Origin of the sequence: Aquimarina megaterium XH134 (genome assembly GCF_000520975.1) — a bacterium.
In the GTDB taxonomy this organism is placed as follows: Bacteria; Bacteroidota; Bacteroidia; order Flavobacteriales; family Flavobacteriaceae; genus Aquimarina; species Aquimarina megaterium.
Genome location: NZ_JACB01000066.1, coordinates 1 through 18,408 on the forward strand (window position 1 = coordinate 1; position 18,408 = coordinate 18,408).

The 18,408-nt window shown below is 33.2% G+C and carries 17 protein-coding genes; 4 read left to right on the forward strand and 13 right to left on the reverse strand.

What is annotated here, in order from left to right; translation table 11 throughout:
* Positions 1–126 precede the first annotated feature (126 nt).
* The 10 genes from Z053_RS0125920 to Z053_RS0125960 all read right to left on the reverse strand — a co-directional run bounded on the left by Z053_RS0125920 (position 127) and on the right by Z053_RS0125960 (position 12,211).
* Entirely contained in the window at positions 127–600 is a 474-nt protein-coding gene (locus tag Z053_RS0125920; protein WP_025667868.1) for a hypothetical protein, read from the reverse strand.
* Between the two features lie 5 nt (positions 601–605).
* Positions 606–1,181 carry a hypothetical protein gene (locus tag Z053_RS0125925; RefSeq protein WP_025667869.1) on the reverse strand — a complete coding sequence of 192 codons (576 nt, stop codon included), beginning with the start codon at positions 1,179–1,181 and terminating at the stop codon, positions 606–608.
* A gap of 20 nt (positions 1,182–1,201) precedes the next feature.
* Positions 1,202–1,699 (reverse strand): hypothetical protein, encoded by a 498-nt coding sequence (locus tag Z053_RS0125930; protein ID WP_025667870.1) that lies wholly within the window; start codon positions 1,697–1,699, stop codon positions 1,202–1,204.
* Between the two features lie 20 nt (positions 1,700–1,719).
* The gene (locus Z053_RS0125935) at positions 1,720–2,412 is read right to left on the reverse strand and encodes a hypothetical protein (RefSeq protein ID WP_025667871.1); all 693 of its coding nucleotides are present in this window, start codon (positions 2,410–2,412) and stop codon (positions 1,720–1,722) included.
* A 122-nt stretch (positions 2,413–2,534) separates the two neighbouring features.
* Positions 2,535–2,765 carry a hypothetical protein gene (locus Z053_RS0125940; RefSeq protein WP_025667872.1) on the reverse strand — a complete coding sequence of 77 codons (231 nt, stop codon included), beginning with the start codon at positions 2,763–2,765 and terminating at the stop codon, positions 2,535–2,537.
* A 3-nt stretch (positions 2,766–2,768) separates the two neighbouring features.
* Positions 2,769–2,918, reverse strand: coding sequence for a hypothetical protein (locus tag Z053_RS31695; RefSeq protein WP_160170151.1), 150 nt, complete (start codon positions 2,916–2,918; stop codon positions 2,769–2,771).
* A 285-nt stretch (positions 2,919–3,203) separates the two neighbouring features.
* Positions 3,204–3,566 (reverse strand): hypothetical protein, encoded by a 363-nt coding sequence (locus tag Z053_RS0125945; protein ID WP_035096918.1) that lies wholly within the window; start codon positions 3,564–3,566, stop codon positions 3,204–3,206.
* Positions 3,567–3,767: 201 nt separating this feature from the next.
* On the reverse strand, positions 3,768–4,259 hold the full coding sequence (locus tag Z053_RS0125950; protein WP_025667874.1) for a hypothetical protein: 492 nt from the start codon (positions 4,257–4,259) through the stop codon (positions 3,768–3,770).
* A 2-nt stretch (positions 4,260–4,261) separates the two neighbouring features.
* The gene (locus tag Z053_RS0125955) at positions 4,262–8,980 is read right to left on the reverse strand and encodes a DUF6443 domain-containing protein (protein WP_025667875.1); all 4,719 of its coding nucleotides are present in this window, start codon (positions 8,978–8,980) and stop codon (positions 4,262–4,264) included.
* 12 nt (positions 8,981–8,992) lie between these two features.
* Positions 8,993–12,211: an RHS repeat domain-containing protein gene (locus tag Z053_RS0125960; RefSeq protein WP_025667876.1), complete on the reverse strand. Its 3,219-nt coding sequence runs from the start codon at positions 12,209–12,211 to the stop codon at positions 8,993–8,995.
* 360 nt (positions 12,212–12,571) lie between these two features.
* Here Z053_RS0125960 and Z053_RS0125965 point away from each other — a divergent pair, with 360 nt between their 5' ends.
* The gene (locus Z053_RS0125965; protein ID WP_025667877.1) at positions 12,572–13,225 is read left to right on the forward strand and encodes a uracil-DNA glycosylase family protein; all 654 of its coding nucleotides are present in this window, start codon (positions 12,572–12,574) and stop codon (positions 13,223–13,225) included.
* A gap of 14 nt (positions 13,226–13,239) precedes the next feature.
* On the opposite strand, the gene Z053_RS32105 is transcribed toward Z053_RS0125965, so the two are convergent.
* Positions 13,240–13,503, reverse strand: a complete 264-nt coding sequence (locus Z053_RS32105; protein ID WP_025667878.1) for a 30S ribosomal protein THX — start codon at positions 13,501–13,503, stop codon at positions 13,240–13,242.
* A gap of 661 nt (positions 13,504–14,164) precedes the next feature.
* On the opposite strand from Z053_RS32105, the gene Z053_RS31200 reads away from it, so the two are divergent.
* From Z053_RS31200 to Z053_RS0125985, 3 genes are all read left to right on the forward strand, one after another.
* Complete coding sequence (locus tag Z053_RS31200; protein WP_025667879.1) at positions 14,165–14,824, forward strand: endonuclease/exonuclease/phosphatase family protein; 660 nt, start codon at positions 14,165–14,167, stop codon at positions 14,822–14,824.
* Positions 14,825–15,040: 216 nt separating this feature from the next.
* A complete protein-coding gene (locus tag Z053_RS0125980; protein ID WP_025667880.1) occupies positions 15,041–15,619 on the forward strand; it encodes a hypothetical protein in 579 nt (192 codons plus the stop codon).
* A gap of 20 nt (positions 15,620–15,639) precedes the next feature.
* Positions 15,640–17,064 carry a flotillin family protein gene (locus Z053_RS0125985; RefSeq protein ID WP_025667881.1) on the forward strand — a complete coding sequence of 475 codons (1,425 nt, stop codon included), beginning with the start codon at positions 15,640–15,642 and terminating at the stop codon, positions 17,062–17,064.
* Positions 17,065–17,071: 7 nt separating this feature from the next.
* Here Z053_RS0125985 and Z053_RS0125990 read toward each other — a convergent pair whose 3' ends face one another.
* A complete protein-coding gene (locus Z053_RS0125990) occupies positions 17,072–17,662 on the reverse strand; it encodes a DUF1287 domain-containing protein (RefSeq protein WP_025667882.1) in 591 nt (196 codons plus the stop codon).
* A gap of 52 nt (positions 17,663–17,714) precedes the next feature.
* The gene (locus tag Z053_RS0125995; protein WP_025667883.1) at positions 17,715–18,320 is read right to left on the reverse strand and encodes a hypothetical protein; all 606 of its coding nucleotides are present in this window, start codon (positions 18,318–18,320) and stop codon (positions 17,715–17,717) included.
* Positions 18,321–18,408 lie beyond the last annotated feature (88 nt).

Below are 18,408 nucleotides of genomic sequence, written 5' to 3' on the forward strand. Positions count from 1 at the left end.
AGACGCTAGCGGGAGCGGGGGGAGCTGCATTTCTACAACTCTTTTTTACTTATATAATTTATTTAATAATCAATCTTTATAATGTTTTTTTTCAAAAGCACCAGTTTGACCTATTACCATCGGGTTTTAATCTTTTTTTATTATTACAAAGCCAGAAGATTTTGATAAATTATTTTTATAAGCTTTAAAAATATTTTCAATATAATTCATAATCGCTTCATCATTTAATTCTTGTTTTTTCTCCAACAATATCAAAACATTAGTTAATAATGATTTAAAATTATTTATTTCATAAAAACTATTATTATCTCTTTCTTTTAAAAGCAAAACAACAGGAGTATGACTTATAGAAATCCCAGCAATATATACACCTATTCCTTTATCAATTTCAGAATGATTACCATTTAAATTAGAAATGTAAATAGATGAATAATATTTAGATAAATCATTTTCCTTTTTAAGAATGTTTTTAGATACTAAAAACTTAGCGATTTCTTCTTTGATCTTATCATTAGGCTTACCATCAATATCTTGAGCATTAATTTGAATACTAAAAACTAATGACAATAAACATATTATTGTTAGAATGTTACTTTTCATTTTTATTACCTTTTATTCTCCTTTAATTCTTTAATCATTTTAACCTGAATTAGCTTTGGGATAGTTTCCGTATCTTCATTTTTCCTAGCAGTCCTTTCATTTTCATTTGTAGTGTACTCTATTTCATGAGCTACTACAGAACCTAAAACTTCACTAAAATTCAAGCCATTGATTGACTCTCCTTCAAATTTTATATCTTGAGTCTCTGTAGCATCTACAACGGCATCAATTGTTTTTTCAAATAAAACTATTTTTGATTTCGAAACAGTAATATCACCAGTTTTTGCATCTAGACCTAATTCATAATTTTGAGTTTCTCCCACTATAACTTCTCCATTTTTAGGGTTGGTCTTAATTTCAGACTTAGAATCCAATTCTATTTGTATTTCGGCATCAGAATTCACTAATTTTTGAAATTGTTCTTCTCCGGTTTTAGTTTGTCTTAGCGATCTCGCTATATTTTTATCGGTATTCGTAGCGTGTTCAGTAAAACCTCCTTTGCCATCATTTAAACTTGGGTCATAAACAAGATTACCATTTTTGTCAACCCAATCCTCTGGTCCCATACCCGTAGGGGTCATCGGGTTTGACCTATTACCACTTAATCAGCTGGGGAAGACATATAAACTAATGAATGCCAGTTATTCGAAATCTTCTCATGTTCTTCTAAATATAACCCATCAAATGATTTGTGGTTTATAAAAAGAGTATTATTATCCAAATACCCCAAATAATACATGTTTTTTCTTAAAATAAAATCATCTTGATTTATCTTAAATATAAAATTTTTGGAATCTAAAAGATAGAATTCTTTAATAGATAATTTTTTAAATAATTCTCTTAGCTTAATAAAATCATCTTCAGATAAGCGTTTGTTTTTCAAATTTCTTTTAAGGAAATCTTCATAATTTTGAGTAAAAACAAAAGTATAAAAGATTGTAGGTCTATTTACTTCATTTTGAAAATACTCAGAATTACTTTTAATAATACTAGCGATATTATTAAATTCAGTTTTATTTTCAGTGTATACATCTGAAACATCTTTAGTGCAAGAACTAAATATTATAAGAAAAGTAAATAATAAAATTAATTTGTTCATTTTATATTAATTGAATTTGATTAAACTCCACCACCTGCTTGACCTGCATCACCATGTCTATTTCTTTCACGACTTGTATTTGCTGGATCAAAATTATCCAAATTATAGGGTTTTGAAGTTTTGTTTTGTGGTATATATTTTCCCGTTTTCAACTTACTTTTATCAGGTGTTCTCTTTTTAGAAGTTCTTGATGGAGAAGAATCATCAAAAACTGTTTCTTCTTTCTCTGGTAATCGAGATCTTTTTTGATCATCACTTGGTATTTGATCATAATTTGGTGCTTCTTGTGGATCCGTAGCTCCAGCACTTTCAAAATGACTTAAAATGGCATCAAAAAGTTCATCCCCTTCAAGTCCATCAATGTCAACCTGAGATGAAAATTCATTTGAAGGTAAATCTTCATAAGAAAAATAACTTTTATCCGCTGTTTCTCCAAAAATATATTTTTGAAGTAATTTATTCCCACTAGCAGATTCAAGACCATCCATCAAAAATTTACCATATACCTGAACACCTGCATAATGTGCTAAATCTATCCATCCATTATCTTCTGTATAAACATATCTAATAGCATTATTTCCCTTAATACCATTAATATCCTTAGTACTAGAAAATGAACTTATTTGCTTAACCGTAGTAATACCGTAAGCTTTCCATTGGGCAATAGCTTCTTGAATAGTCCCCGATTGATTAAGTGCTGGTTCAATATCCATTCCATCTGGACTTTGACACCACTAGCGAGACGCTAGCGGGAGCGGGGGATAATCAGTATTAAAAATATGATTTTTTTCAAAAGCACCAGTTTGACCCATTACCCTCATTACCTATGAAAGAACTATTCCCTATCATTATTTAAAAAATTTTCCAAAAGTTCATCAGATAATTCTCCTTTATACTTTTGTAATACAATGTCCGTAGCTTGATCTGTGTTTACAGGAACAACTTTTTTAATTATAAGTACTCTATCTTTTACTGATATATTATTCTTTTCAAAATACCTGTTAACCATTTCAATATCAACAGTATTTATAAATATTTCAGAAATAAATTTTATATGTTCTTTCATAATTTAATCTATTAGATTGATGACTGATGTGGATTGTCTTTGTCCTTTTCTTACTCCTGTATCTCTAATACCATGAAATTGTATTGTTTCAAACCCTTGCGTTTTTGCCGTCGCTCCCGTCTCACTAGTGGCACTACAGTTTAGATAACGCAAAAAACATCAATCTTTATATTGTATTATAGTGTCATTCTAATAATTTCTTACTTAACTATATTTACAATACACCATAGCGAAGCTAACAAAATATAATCCAGATGTATTATAAAATTTATAATTCCTACTTATCTTGCTAAAATATTGTAATCCTGATAAAAAAACCAGCTACATCACTGTAACTGGTTTTTAGTATTTGTTTACTCTTACCGCTCACTCATCATCGCACTAGCCAAGAGGCATAGCGGGAGCGATCAATTACTCGCTAGGAGCAGCGGGGGTTTTCTATGCAAAATAAAAGATTTCTATAAAAAGACATTTTTCATTCCTCCATTTTATCCAACCTTCCGTTATTTTCTCAGTATTAAAATCTTGATGTTTTACTTTCATCCATTCTCCTTTAATTTCAATAGGAGATATCCTATGATTATTTGATTTTTTAGACAATATTGGTTTTCCTTTTATAGATTCTCTAATTGGGTTTTCTTCTACATCAAAACCAATCGCAAAAACACTATTTAACAAATGTTCCTCCCAAGATTGAATACTTATCAAACGATCATCTTTTAGTATATATTTAGTCTCCTCTTTTATTAAAACAGAATAAATACTATCATTAACACTATTGCTTATAGTGTTTGCCATCATGACTCCTCCAACGGGATTTCTAACTTATCAGAAGAACGTAAAAAATATATCTATGACTTTATAGATATGTGTTTACGTGATTATAAAACACAAAAAGCTTACTCATCATAACACAATAAAAAAATCCACAACAGTAATGCTGTGGATTTATAATATTAATCAAACTCGGATTGCAATCCGAGTTATCTGGTATCAATTTTATTAATTATATTTATCCAAAGCTTTTTTTAATACTTCTAAGAATTTTGTTTTTTCTGTACTTTGAATTTTAATTTCATCTATATTAGCTATCAGCTTATTTAGATTAACTGATTCATTAATAGGACTTTCAAGCATTCTGTAAACTTCATCTTTATCTATTGTATTTTCTTTTCCTATAATCAATATAACGTCTATAGGTTTTGCTTCTAATACTTCAAACAAAACTTCATTTGAAAATTGGCTAAATTCTACATTATTCTTACAATCAGCAGATATTGTAGATAAAAATGCTCTAATCGATTCATTAGAAACATTCGGCAACTGTTCTTTTAAAGAAATTACTTTTTCTATATCACATTTCTTGTTACTCTCTATCGATGATATTTCTTGAGTCTCAATTTTTGATTCTTTTGCCTGATCAATATTAACTTTAACATCGTCTTTACAAGAAACAATAAATAAAAAAGAAATTATTATTAGTTTTTGTATCATAATTAAAAGTGTCCTTTTAGTTGTTGTTTTCTTTGTTCTGCTTTTTGAGCATGGAAGTTTTTTGTCTTAATACTACTTCCTTCTCCCTTTAATGCTTTAACTGCATTTGTTCTTGTTGTTGCGTCTCCTCTTACAACATTAATAGTCCCTGAAGAATTACCTGTGTTGGGGTTTGAACCTGTCCAACTAAAATTAGACCAAAATGCATCTGAACTATCAGGGTTGCAGGTTATGCACCCTTGTGACCCTCTACTATTATAATTACCATTATCACTTGCCCCATCATGTACATTTACAAGGGTCATATCAGCATCATTACCTTGTGGATCCTTACCTTCTGCTTCACGGTCTCCATTCTCATTAACGATATTTAATCCTTTTTTTGTACTACCACTATGCCCACTAACATTATTATATAGGTGCTCTCCTTCATTTAAAGTATTATAATCTGTTGAATTATCAGAATTTGACTTTGAGTTTGGATACGAACTTGCTTCATAAGGTCCATTTACATCTCCTGTCTCTTCATTTAAAAAATAAATTTCACCTGTATAAGTAGTTCCAGCAGTACCATTATCTTGTGGTCTTTCATCAATATCAACAACTAGTACTTTCTCTAATCCCTCTAATTCTACAGCATCAATAACTCTATTTTCCGAAAAATTGTATGGTGATTGATAACTATAGTCCTCAGCCAATGGATCAATTTGCCAGAATCTACCTATAGCAGGATCACTAATTCGATATTTCCATTCAAGAATATTTAACCCTAAATCTTCTGTAAATTCTTGACCTTGATACGTCTGATAGTTATGTTTTCTACCATTCACCTTAGAGTTAGGATGGCTTGCTCCGTAATTGATTCTCATACCAAAGGGATAGTAATCTTTAACTTCTACAACCTCATATTCTTCTACACGATTATCATTGTCCAGATCTTCCCCTGTACCTTCTAAGTCAATTTTCCCATCATTGTCGCGGTCTGAGTATGATAGTCTGATATTCCCTAAATGATCTTTAAACTGGTATACATATTTATACCCATCAGCTTCATGCTCTACAATCCCTTCTGTATGGTTAAAGAATTCTAGTGTACCATTCTTATACACATAATTCCCAGCGTATTCTGTAATTAAAGAACTTCCCTCTGTGGTAATCTTTTTTAATTTTACCCCAGTGGCGTCGTAAATATAGGTAATATTTCCATTATGAGAAGCATTATTTACCGTTACTGTTTTAGGGAGATTTAAATGATTATAGGTAATGCCTGTGATCCCTTTGTTTTGATCTATGATCATATTACCATTGGCATCATAGGTATAATCATTACCCGTATTGCTACCATCTTCAAATCCACTGGCTCCATCGATTTGCTCTTCTACCGTTAAGAGTTTATTTCCAGTATCATAGGTATAGGATAGGTAATCTAAGGCTACACTTTGATTAAGGCTTCCTTTTTTATGTCTTTTTAATGATTTTAGGTTACCGTTCTTATCATAGGTAATCCCAAAAACCCTAAACCAATCCTGCTCACTATTATCCTGACTATTATAATTTGCATCGGTAATTCGATTTAAAGCATCATAACTGTATTTGTAATGTCGCTCTATATTATCATTGGCAGTTTTCCATTTTGTCTCTGTAATATTTCCATTATATAAAGCAGTAGTCCCATGTTGTGGAGTATTATAATTTATACCAAAAGCAAAAAGCTTGTTACCCAGAGCTGTACCGGGATCGTTAATTTTGGTAAGCCAACCCCGTACATTATAGCTATAATCTACCTCTTGTAATCCTCCTCCTGTTTGTTTACGTTCTAACTGTCCTAAAGCATCATAGGTATTCGTTACAATTACCTCTGGAGTTTGGGTATCGATCTTTTGGGTTTGAGTTAGCATCCTACCCATATGATCATAGGTAAAGGTATCTATGGTAACAATTTCAGTATTATTGTCTTTCTTATGTCTAGTAGTAGTTTCTTCTACTTTACCTACAAAATCCAATTGGGTTGCTATAATATCAGTAGTATTGAGGTATTCATTTTTACTGGCTACATAGATAGGTCTTGCTTTTTTATCATAATAGGTAACCGTGGTGATCCAATCATTAGTATCTAACACCCGTACTTTGCTTCCGGTAGGTAATGTTTTGGTTTGATCGGTGATAGCTTCGTTATATACTGTTCCCGGGTTGGTCAATCCTGCAATATCAAAAGTATAGTCATCATAATAATTGATGGTATATACTTTATACAGCCCTCTATCTGGATAGGCATCCAGGCTATAATATGTTGGTGTTCCTGCAATACTAATAGGGGTAGTGCTTTTGGTTTCATACTGTGGATCAGTCGAAGCGTTAGCTCTTCCTTGTAATACTTTTCTTATGCTATTGTTTATTATACTTCCTGTATAGATCACCCTACCAAAGGCGTCATACTTGGTAAATAGCCATTGATCCCAAGGTTTTCCAGAGTTTCCTCTTCTTAAACCGGCATCTTGGGTAAGAATGGGCTGATCTAACCTATTATATACAATATACTCCCAATCCTTACCGGGAATCTTTTTTTCGATTAATCGGTTTCTGTAATCATAGTGGTATTGATAACACAACTCGGCAAGCTCATTGTCTGATACACCGTTATTTGTAGTTACTTTAGGCGGGATCACATAAGTAAGATTCCCATATTTATCATATACATAATACGTATCATGCGCCTCGACTACGCTCGTTGTCCCTGTTGCTGAGTTTGAACCTGTTGCCGAGCTTGCCAAAGGTATTACTGAGCTTGTCAAAGCATAGGTGCGCTTTAATACGATCTGCCCTTGTTTGTTTTTATATTCTTTGGTGGTATGCAGATTCCCATCAGTCGGAGTCCAGTTCTCATCTTTAGTACTGGTGACATATAATTCTCCGGCAACATAATTCCTAACTTTTACTAAGTTAGGTACTTCTGTATTACCAGGGTTTGCAAAATTCACCTTAAAATATGCAATATTTTCTGCTGTAGTGTTTGATCTATACTCAAATTTAATAGTGTGATCGGTATCACTTTCTTTGTTAGCTTTCCAGGCTTTTCCTGGTGCTCCCTGTTCTAACACCCGATTGAGTGCAGAGGCTTCATAAACACTTTCAGAATATGCATTAATATCGGATAAAGATACCCCGGTAAAATCATCTGCATAAGCAGTTGCATAATAACTATTAATATCATTTGTAACATCTACATCTTCATAACTGCCTGGGTGCGTATCCTTTCGCTCAAAAGGAAGATACTGCCTTGCCTGTCTGCCATATGCATCATATGCTACATGAGTTACAATATCCTTTTGATCTGGCGAAGCTTTGATCGCTATTTCTTGTTTTGATCTACCTAATCCATCAAAAAAAGCAATATTTGCTATGATATCTGTAGATTGAGAAGAAGTCACAGGTTTTTGGTATACCTTGGTGTATATATAATTTTCTGGCGAGAATAAACACCCCTGGCTTTTACCAAATTCATTGGGGCATTGATCATCTGCATTATCAACATATCCATCGGGTTGTACACTATGATAGATTTTATCATTAGGGTCTCCAAAACCATCACCCTCTGTATCCCTATAAAAATATCTGGGTGGGATATTGGTGATGAATTCAGTACCATCATCATAATCACTATCATTAAAAACATATCCTGAAGGCTGTATACATTGTGTTTTGGTAGTATTAGGATCTCCATATGTATCACCATCTCCATCTTTATACCAAACCGTATTGGGGTGTATTTCTATTTTGGTATCGTCACAATCATCAGCGATAAGAACATAGGTATTGCCATCATTGGGAGGATAACTACGATAGGTTTTTGTACTATAATTTCCAAAAGTATCCCCATCTGCATCCAGATAGAAGTTCTTTGGAGGGATATCGGTAATCAAGTTATTACCATCATTAAGATCTCCTTTTTTAATAGCGTACCCGATAGGTTGTATACATTGTTTTAGTGTAGGAGGGGTGTTATCACCGATAGCCCCTATTCCCTGATCGCTTCCCCAACCATCGCCATCGCCATCGCGATACCATATGGTATTGGGATGAATAGCAGGATTATTATCTGCGCAATCCCCGCTATCGGTAACATAACCTGCAGGTTGAACACTTCGATATGTCTTAATATTAGGGTTTCCAAAGGTATCCCCGTCTGCATCACGATAGAAATTCTTTGGTGTAATATTAGTGATCAATGCATTACCATCATTAAGATCTCCTGCTCTAAGAATATATCCAGAAGGTTGGTTACATTGCTTTTTGGTTACACCGGGATTTCCCCAGGTATCTTTATCACTATCATGATACCATACCGTGTTGGGGTGTAATGCAGCATTATTATCATTACAGTCACCTGAATTAATTACATATCCGGTAGGGCGTACACTTTGATACACTGTAATGTTGGTCACCCCGTAATTGTCTCCATCAGCATCTTTATAGAAATATTTGGGAGCAACATTAGTGATCAAAGGATTATTATCATCAAGATCCTGATTATTGGTTACATAACCTGGTGGTTGTGTAGCTCGGACTACACGATTAGAAGGATCTCCATAACCATCATGATCTCCATCAAAGTAGTAAGCATTATTACCGTCTCCGCCTCCAATTGGTACTTGCGAATATCCTTGTATACCACAAAACAGGGTAACAAGAAATACTATATATTTTAGTGTTGTATCTTTCATTTTTTGTTGTACTTACTGTTGGTTTTTATAATGATACTTTTGCTCTGAGATCAGATGGTTATCTTCATCTTTTACCAAAATCAATCGGCTTAGGCCATCATAATCATATTGGGTAGTATATCCTCTTGCATCGGTAACTGCTACAACTCCTTTTAGCGGATCATGAACAAAAGTGGTGATCTGCGCATCAGTAAAAGTATTTCGTAAATTACTATACAGCGTATTGAGTTGACTATCGGTAGTTGTTTTTAGATTAACAGCCCCGGTCACTCCATCTAATTCGGTTTTGGTTACTCCTATGAGTTGTGCCAAAACATAGTTATGTGTGGTGTCCCATAAGATAGCAGTAGGAACCCCATCTTTGCGTTGTACTTCTATCGGTTTTCCTGCTTCAAGTTTAAACTCCTGGTATAATTCATAATTTGATGGGATATGTCCCGCAGCAGATTGATGGCTAGATAGTCCTTTATGATGTCTATAGGTAGCAATCACATTACCCTTAGGATCATAATCCATGTATTGCCCCTGGATAAGATCATTATTTACATATACTTTTTTGCTTATTGGTAAGCCGGTTTGGTGATTATTATACAAAGTAGCGATAGTGCTGTTTTGAGACTGGTGATCTACAGGGTAGGTATATCTAATTTCTGCATGTTTCCCATCGGTTACTATACTATAGTTGTCATCCAGAATAGCTTGTTCATTTTCTGCATACAACCTACCATCCAATTCTTCTTTGGTAACTTGCATATCATCATTATACTCGTATTTGTATCGAGTAATTGATGCATTAAAGGGTTCACCTGTTTTATGATGATAATCGATCTGAGTTTTCTGAGTTAGCAGATTGCGCCTATGATAGTAATTAACTCCGTTAATCCCTCCATATCCCAGGATTTGTGGACTAGGAATAGCATAATTATAGCACAAATCTTTATCAGCAAGCACATTGAATTTTAAATGAGACTCTACTGTGTTCTCATAATCAAGAATAGTAGTTCTAACTTTATTATCACCTTGATAATATACCTGTTTGGTCATTATAGGAGCATAGGTTTTTTGTTTAAAAGTCTCTTTATATTCTTCTATTGTTTTTATTGTTTCTTGATGACCAATTTGTTCTATTGTTATTTTTTTATAAAAATTTCCGGTCTTGATTAGTTCAGGATTTAACCAAATATTATCAGAAGAAAACACTTGTCGAGTACCAAGCTGACCGTATGTTTTTTGGTATGTTGCGCCATGAAAATCATATCCAGTAAGTTTTTCATAAGTATACCTGGTCGTTTTTACAGGATTATTATCAATATCTTTATCTGTAATCTCATTAACGCGCAATCCGCCGGTGTATATGGTTTGGGTTCCTTGCTCAACAGATTCTTCCTGATACCAACTTAAATCTACCGAAATTAGCGCATTAGGATTAGCTGTGAGTTCTGATTCTTTAACTTTAAGTTCTAAAACATAATCCCCTTTAAAAAGATTTTTACTTCCTTCTGCTCCAATCACTTTAAAAGGAGAAAATATAGGTGTTCCCAGACTACCATCACTTTGTTTTGGGTAGATGTTAAACCTTGAGCAATCAATACTGGGTTGCTGAGCATCAAAATCGCAAATTGTAGAGGATGCTGAATAGCTCACTAGTGTCCCTGTTAACTCACTTATGTTTTTTTCTATCGTAAATGGAACTCTGAACACTTTATAACCTCCTGATATAAACTCTTCGTTGAAGGGTAACAGTGTAATTTTTTTTGGCACATATCTCTTATCACTTATTGCTGTGGTAGGAGCAGAATTTGAGTCATATGTAAATGTCGTAGACCCTCCTGTAGGATATACAATCTTATTTAACGTTCCTATTTTGAGGTAAGACAAATCTTCTCTACGATTAGCGAGTTTTTGACGATCACTATTATTAAAAGTATTAAAGGCCTGTATTGAAAATGGAACTAAAGTTTGATTATTTGTCTTACCATTATAATACCCTGCATAGTCTTTAGCTTTACTACCTTTTTGAGGAAGTTTTCCAGATTCATAATAAAACTTGTAAGCTGGTTTTGATATTCCGTCAAAACCAATCTCCTGTAGTTGATCTAATCGTAATCTGGGATCACCTTCAAAAGTATCATAGGTAAATACAAAAGATTTGGTTTTGTTTTTGATCTTATCAAAAATAGTAACCGAAGTCAGCTTCTTCTTCCAGGTAGATAGAGCAGTATCTTCTACATAATTAAAAGTAACTAGAACATTATTGGTCTCTATAGTATTTACTAATTGATTGGTTGGGGTGTAGGTTGCTGTGGTGGTAGATTGGGTTACACGACGAACAACAGGACCTATATCAGAGCCTATACATCCACATGTTTGAATAGCTTCTGTTCCACAACCTGGTGCATTGATCAAGCTTTGGGATAACCCCGTAATGGTATATTGAAATGTATAAGGAGTATAAGTAAAGTTAATTTGTGCATTGTTTTTGGTAATGATACGATCTAACATCCAACCCGACACACTACTAGAACGAGTGACTTCACTAAGCGAACTTCCCATAACACTAGAAGTATGTGCTATATTCCATTCCTTGGCATTATCAAAATAATAAGTATTTCCTCGACTATCCTTTGACAAAAAACTAAAATGATTGTTAGCCAATGGAAGGGTGTTGATGTATAAATCATCCTTAAAATCATCTGCTACATTGCCGTTCTTATCAAATATAAAATTGCCTGAATATCCTATAAAGCTAAAACTGAAATCATCTGGGTGGTAATCTTCATGAAGATCAGAATTAGCAATGTTGTTTTGAGTTTGGTAGTGATTAATATCATTTTGACTTAACCATTCATTATTAACAATACCACGTTTGGAAGGAACTAACCATCCCTCTTCGTCGATCTTGTCATTTACTTGTCTAAATATTCCTCCACCGGCATTCAATGTCCATTTCAGTCCAACAACACTGGCCAGATCATCGACCTTAACCCCAGAAGCATGATAAGACAGAGAAATAGGAATAGAAACCCCATCCTCCTCAATAGTATATAACGGGATACTGATCTGGGGGACACCCGTAGCGTGATTTACCGGAGTATTACCATAAATTAAAAAACTACTCGCATTGGGCGTAACGGGAGTATACTTAGAATGATGTGAAATGTAATCCGGAGTAAACTCCTGGGCATACGTACTGGATAGTACCAGTAAGAAAGCAATAAAAAGGTGCTTCATAATAAAAGTAAATATTTAGTGACTAACTTAATTTTTTCGGCAGCAAACCTACAGTAAAAACCTACAAAAATCAGTGTCTCAAACGAGATCTTTCCAGCTGTTTTTGGTTATTTTTTTGTTAAGGAATTATACATTTATAGGTAAAGAACTGGAAATGAATTTCTTGTTTTAATTTGTAATTATTTTATAGTGCAATATTAAAGCGCGCCAGTTTCATTTTTCGGGACTGAGAAAAAAATAATAGCTTTTTTTGAAGTCAAGAATCGAGAAGTTATAGGTGTTTGAATAATGGGATAAACTTCTTCTTTTACTTTTTTAAATAATACTACTACCTTCGTGATTCATTAATTCGTAATTCATTTGTTTCTACATACGCACCCATACGAACCGTTTTTTCCTAAAGGAGCTACCAAACTAATTATAGGAACATTACCGCCACCAAGGTTTACTACGGGACAATTAAAAAAAGGAGATGTTAATTTCTGTTATGGTAGTATAAGTGGTTTGTTATGGCCTGTTTTGGATAGCATATTTGATTTGGGTTTAAAGTTTGAGACCACCCAAAAAGCAATAGATCAAAGAAAAGATTTCTTAATCTCTAGAGGAATAGGAGTTTGTGATATTGTGCATAGTTGTGAGCGAGAAAAGATCGATGCATCAGATTTAGGAATGCAAAATAGTACACTTAGGGATATCATATCATATTTAAAACAATATCCACAAATAGATACATTACTTTTTACAGGGGGCAATAGTAAAAATGGCCCCGAATATTTTTTTAGAAGACACCTAAAAGGATATGATCTCAAATTAGAATTGGTATCAAACGATATCCCAAGAATACATCGATTTAGTATAGAAGGTAGAATCATCAATACAGTATCTCTTACCGCGCCATCGGGAGCTGCTAATCGATCTATAGGAAGTTTACAGGAATATAAGGCATTAAAAAAAGCAAACCCTAAATTCAATACTATTGATTTTAGGGTGATGCAATATCAAAAATATTTTTAATCCGGGTTTAAAACTTATTCAGATTCTTCCTCGGTTTTCTTCTTTGTAGTTTTCTTTGCTGCTGGTTTGGCTTTTGGTGTTGCCTCGGTCTTTGTCTCGGTTTTTGTTTTTACCTCAGCTTTTGGCGCGGGTTCGGTTTTAGCTTCTGTTTTAGGTTTTGGGGGTGATTTAGGTTTTGCCGCTGCTGTTATAGCAGTTGATTTTTTACGACGTCTTAATCTTCCATACGTTCCCATAACGATTTTACCACGACGTGTTTTTTTATCTCCTTTGCCCATATATTAAATTTTAGATTAAATAATTGATTAAGTGTGAATTACTAATGTAAGGATTTAGAAATAGAAATGAAAAAACCTGTTGTGCATTTAGATGTTTTTTTAACTATAATCCGTCAATTCGAGTGATTCGACTTTAGGAGAAGTGTATCGAGAATAGGATTTTAGCTTAAAAAAGCTATTCTCGATACATTTTGTCTCCATTTCATTACTACAAAACACTCGAATTGACGCTTTTTTCGTAATAATTTTCCTAAATGCACAACAGCTATGAAAAATAATATTTTTTTGAGTGAAGTGGTTTAAGCAGGATCATACATTAGAAAATCTATTGCATCTTGAAACTACTTCGATAAAAAAAACTATTTTCGAGCGAATCAAAAAAGTAAGGATGAGTTCATTTCGAAAAACAGTAAAACACCAGTATCGTATTTCGAAAAGAAAGTTTCTTCTTATACTTTATGGTATACTTATTTTTATTCATTTCGTTCTTAGGGATACTATATATCCTATCAATATAATTTACTATGCATTCCCAGTGTTATTTCTACTGATCGGAAATTTAGTGCTATGTGTATTGTTTTTTAAAGAGAAAAAGATATTGTATTCCTTAATCGGGTGTTTTTTATGTGTATCGTTGTATTGGTATATGGGCTACTATAGGATGCAATCCCCACCAGAACTTTCTGATAAAAGCAATAGCATATTGTTTTGGAATATCGCAAGAAAAGGAAAGCGATCGATGGATATTATTATCAAAAAAACAAAGGAACAAAAACCGTCTTTTATAGGATTGGTCGAAGCAGAGGAATTGACCGATAAGGATATAATGCGATTTAAGGAGACATTTCCATCATACAGTATACAAAAACTGAAAGGTGGGATGGTACTGGCAATAAAAGGAGAGATAGATGATATCCGGTATCACTGCAAAGATGAGAGTTTTAAGTTTAATTATATTACTGTTACTCTTGCAAATCATAAAACATCAATACTGGTTGCAGATGTTAATGCAGTACCTTTTACGAATAGAAAATCGGCATTACATACGATCTATGAATTCTCTATAAAAAATAATCCGTCTTTTATTATAGGAGACTTTAATACACCTTATGAAAGTGTACATTTTGGTGATTTTAAAAATAACCTGAATAGTTTTCATAAGATGTCGAAAGGATTCACAGCAACCTGGCCATATGGTATTCCTTTATTCGAAATAGATCAAATATGGGGTGCCAAAGCGATTAGACCGATTTTTCTGAAAAAAGAATATTATAACATATCAGATCATGCACTCTTAATAGGGGTATATGAATATAAATGATAGACTGATTTAGAAATGAAAAATGAAGCGTATGTTTATTATGTATTCATTATCTAATTTTAACTATAGAGAAGTTTGAAACCTAACATTACTTCGTTTTTTAGTCTTCTTATTTGTTTATACAGATTGGATTCATAAATTAACATCCCTAATATTTTTATCCTAACTAAATCTTGATTTTTTTTAGTAGATTTATGCCTGTTAATTCTGAAATCTATGAACGAATTTTTTGAAGGTATGTCAACCTTCGAGCAAGCATATTGGATTATAGCCATATTAGGTTCTATTATATTCCTGATTATTTTTGCTTTAACCTTTATCGGTGCTAGTGATGTGGATATGGAAGCAGATATTTCTGATGTTGATGCAGATGATGGAGGTGTAGGTTTTCAATTTTTCACATTTAAAAATGTAATTGCTTTTTTTACCATTTTTGGTTGGACAGGTATTTTATGTATTGATAACGAATTATCTACTATTGTTACAATCTTTATTTCTTCTTTTGCAGGATTACTAATGATGATATTAACCTCTCTTTTGTTTTTCTGGATGCATAAAATGGCTGAATCTGGTACATTGAAAATTAAAAATGCTATTGGAGCAATTGGCGAAGTATATTTACCAATTGGAGCAAATCGATCTAGTATAGGAAAAATTCAGATTAAAGTACAAGGTAGTTTACGAGAACTAGAAGCAGTAACAGATTCTGAAGAAATTTTGAGCACTTCTACTATAGTAAAAGTTGTTGAAATTATAGGCTCAGAATTACTATTGGTCGAAAAATTATCTAACTAAAAATTTTAAATAAAATACGAATGAATATATTTTCATTATTTGCTGGAACTGGAGTTACTGGAATATATTTGGTGGCAGCAGTTATATTAATTTTTGTTGTTTTTATGTTCTCTATGTTCAGAAGGTACAAGCGTTGTCCTTCTGATAAAGTGTTGGTGGTTTATGGAAAAACTGGCGGGGAAAGTTCTTCTAAGTGTATTCATGGAGGAGCAGCATTTATATGGCCTATAATTCAGGATTATTCGTTCTTGGATTTAACTCCGATTTCGATAGAAGTAAATCTGATTAATGCATTGAGTAAACAAAATATCCGTGTAAATGTACCTTCTAGATTTACTATTGGTATTTCTACAGAACCTACTATAATGCAAAATGCAGCAGAACGTTTATTAGGACTAAGCTTAGATGCTGTTCAAGAATTAGCGCAAGAAATTATTTTTGGTCAGCTACGATTGGTTGTTGCATCAATGGATATTGAAGAAATTAATACAGATAGAGATAAGTTCTTATCACATATTACTCATAGTGTTGAAGCCGAATTAAAGAAAGTAGGTTTAAAACTAATTAATGTAAATATTACAGATATACATGACGAGTCTGGATATATCGAAGCTTTAGGAAAAGAAGCCGCAGCAAAAGCTATTAATGATGCTATTATTTCTGTAGCTCAAAAAGATAGAGATGGGGCAATAGGGCAAGCAGAAGCTCTTCAAGATCAAAGAGTTCAAGTTGCTGCAGCAAATGCAAAAGCGGTTGAAGGTGAAAATACAGCAAAGATTCAGGTTGCTAATTCTGATGCAGATAGGAGAGCTCGTGAAGCAGAGGCAGAGAGAATAGCTAATGCTTCAGAAAAAGTACAATCTGCAAAAGCATTAGAAGAAGCCTATGCAGCTGAGAAAATAGCTGAAGATGCTAGAGCAAAACGTAAAGAAGCAGAGCAAGGCGCAGATATTATTGTCCCTGCACAAATTGATAAGAAAAAAATTGAAATTGATGCAGAGGCGGAAGCAGAACAAATTAGACGAATTGCAAAAGGAGAAGCAGATGCAATTTTTATGAAAAAAGAAGCTGAAGCAAAAGGGATGTATGAAATTTTAACTAAACAAGCAGAAGGGTTAGATCGTATTGTAAAAGCTGCAGGAAATGACCCTAAAGAAGCAGTGTTATTATTGATAGCGGATAAATTACCTGAGTTAGTTAAAACACAAGCAGAAGCAATTAAAAATATTAAAATAGATAAAATTACGGTCTGGGAAAATGGTAATGGAGAAGATGGCAAAACTTCGACTTCCAATTTTATTTCAGGGATGTATAAAGCAGTACCACCTTTACAAGAAATGTTTAATATGGCAGGGATGCAATTGCCTAATTACTTAAAAGGCGAAGAGAAAGAAAACCTAGATTCTGAAATAAAAAAAGATCCTCATAGCAAGGACAAGGAATAAAGATGTTTCATTTCTCATACTGATAATGCCCAATAATCTTATAATCAAATAGACAATCTGCTACTACTTGTCCGCCACCAATGTTATGAACGATTAAATAACGCTGTTGATCACTAGATTTTTTGTTTACTACCAAGCCAATATGGGTTAGCCCTCCTCCCAGACTCCAACATACAATATCACCAGGAGTATAATCTTTTGGGTTATTAGTTATTGGTTTTGTTTTTCCAAATCTTGAGAAAAACTTCATTAGATTAGGAACCCTTCTATGATCAATATTTTTATCGGTCTTAGACAATCCCCAGTTTTTGGGATATAGCCCAAAATTAACACGCATATCTTCATGTACTTCTTTCTGTAAATCAATATCTAAAGCTCTGTAGGTTCTAATTACTACATCGGTACATACTCCTTTATCGTTGGGGACATCACCATTTGGATAGTCGATAGAGAAATAAGCAGGGTCGTATGTAACTTTGTTTTTAGTTAATGCTAAGGCAGCATTAGACAATTGATCTTTAAAATCGGCTTGCCCAAAATTAAATTGAACAAAAAATATGAAAAGCAATAGAGAAAGTAAGCGATGTTTTGTAATCATAGATTAGCTCTTATAAGTTGTATATCACATAGGTTATATAAATAGTTCTAATTTAACGGCACTTAATATTTAAATGTACTTTTGTGAATTGATCCCAAATCTGATGACTCTTTTCTTGGGGAGATAAATAAAACCAAATTAAATATTTCTCTTGTGCTGGACAGTATTCACTTTTAATTTTAGCATTCAGAACAATTATTCCTTTTTTAAAAAATTCATCATACAATTCTACTGAACCTTCAAATGTGTTTTTATCAGTCTGATGAAAGGAAGATTGAGTTTTAGGAATTTTTTTAAAGAAATTAAAATTAGTGATTGCTCCAGTATTCATAAGCCCATCGAAGTATATATTCACTATATTTTCCAAATCCGAAGCGGTTAAACTCGGATTTTCATTAATCATCCACAAAAAAACATATGAAAAATAATCCTCACTATCTTTTTCACCCCACCCCGGTGCAAATCGAATATGTTCTTCACCTTCATATTCTATATCTCCAGCAAATATTAATGGAAACTCGAGAACTTCACTACGCCAATTGTTTTGTGCTTCAAGAACGTTCTCTATAGTATTGTGTAAACGAAAATAAAGGTACCCTCCTCCAATTGCGATAATTACTATTAATGCAAGTAATATTTTAAACCCTCGTTTTAACATCCTAGTATCTATCGGTTTATTTGATTATTTACAACATAGAGATAATCCCATGTACTGCTATGTTTGCACTTAGAACTTTAATCTTTTG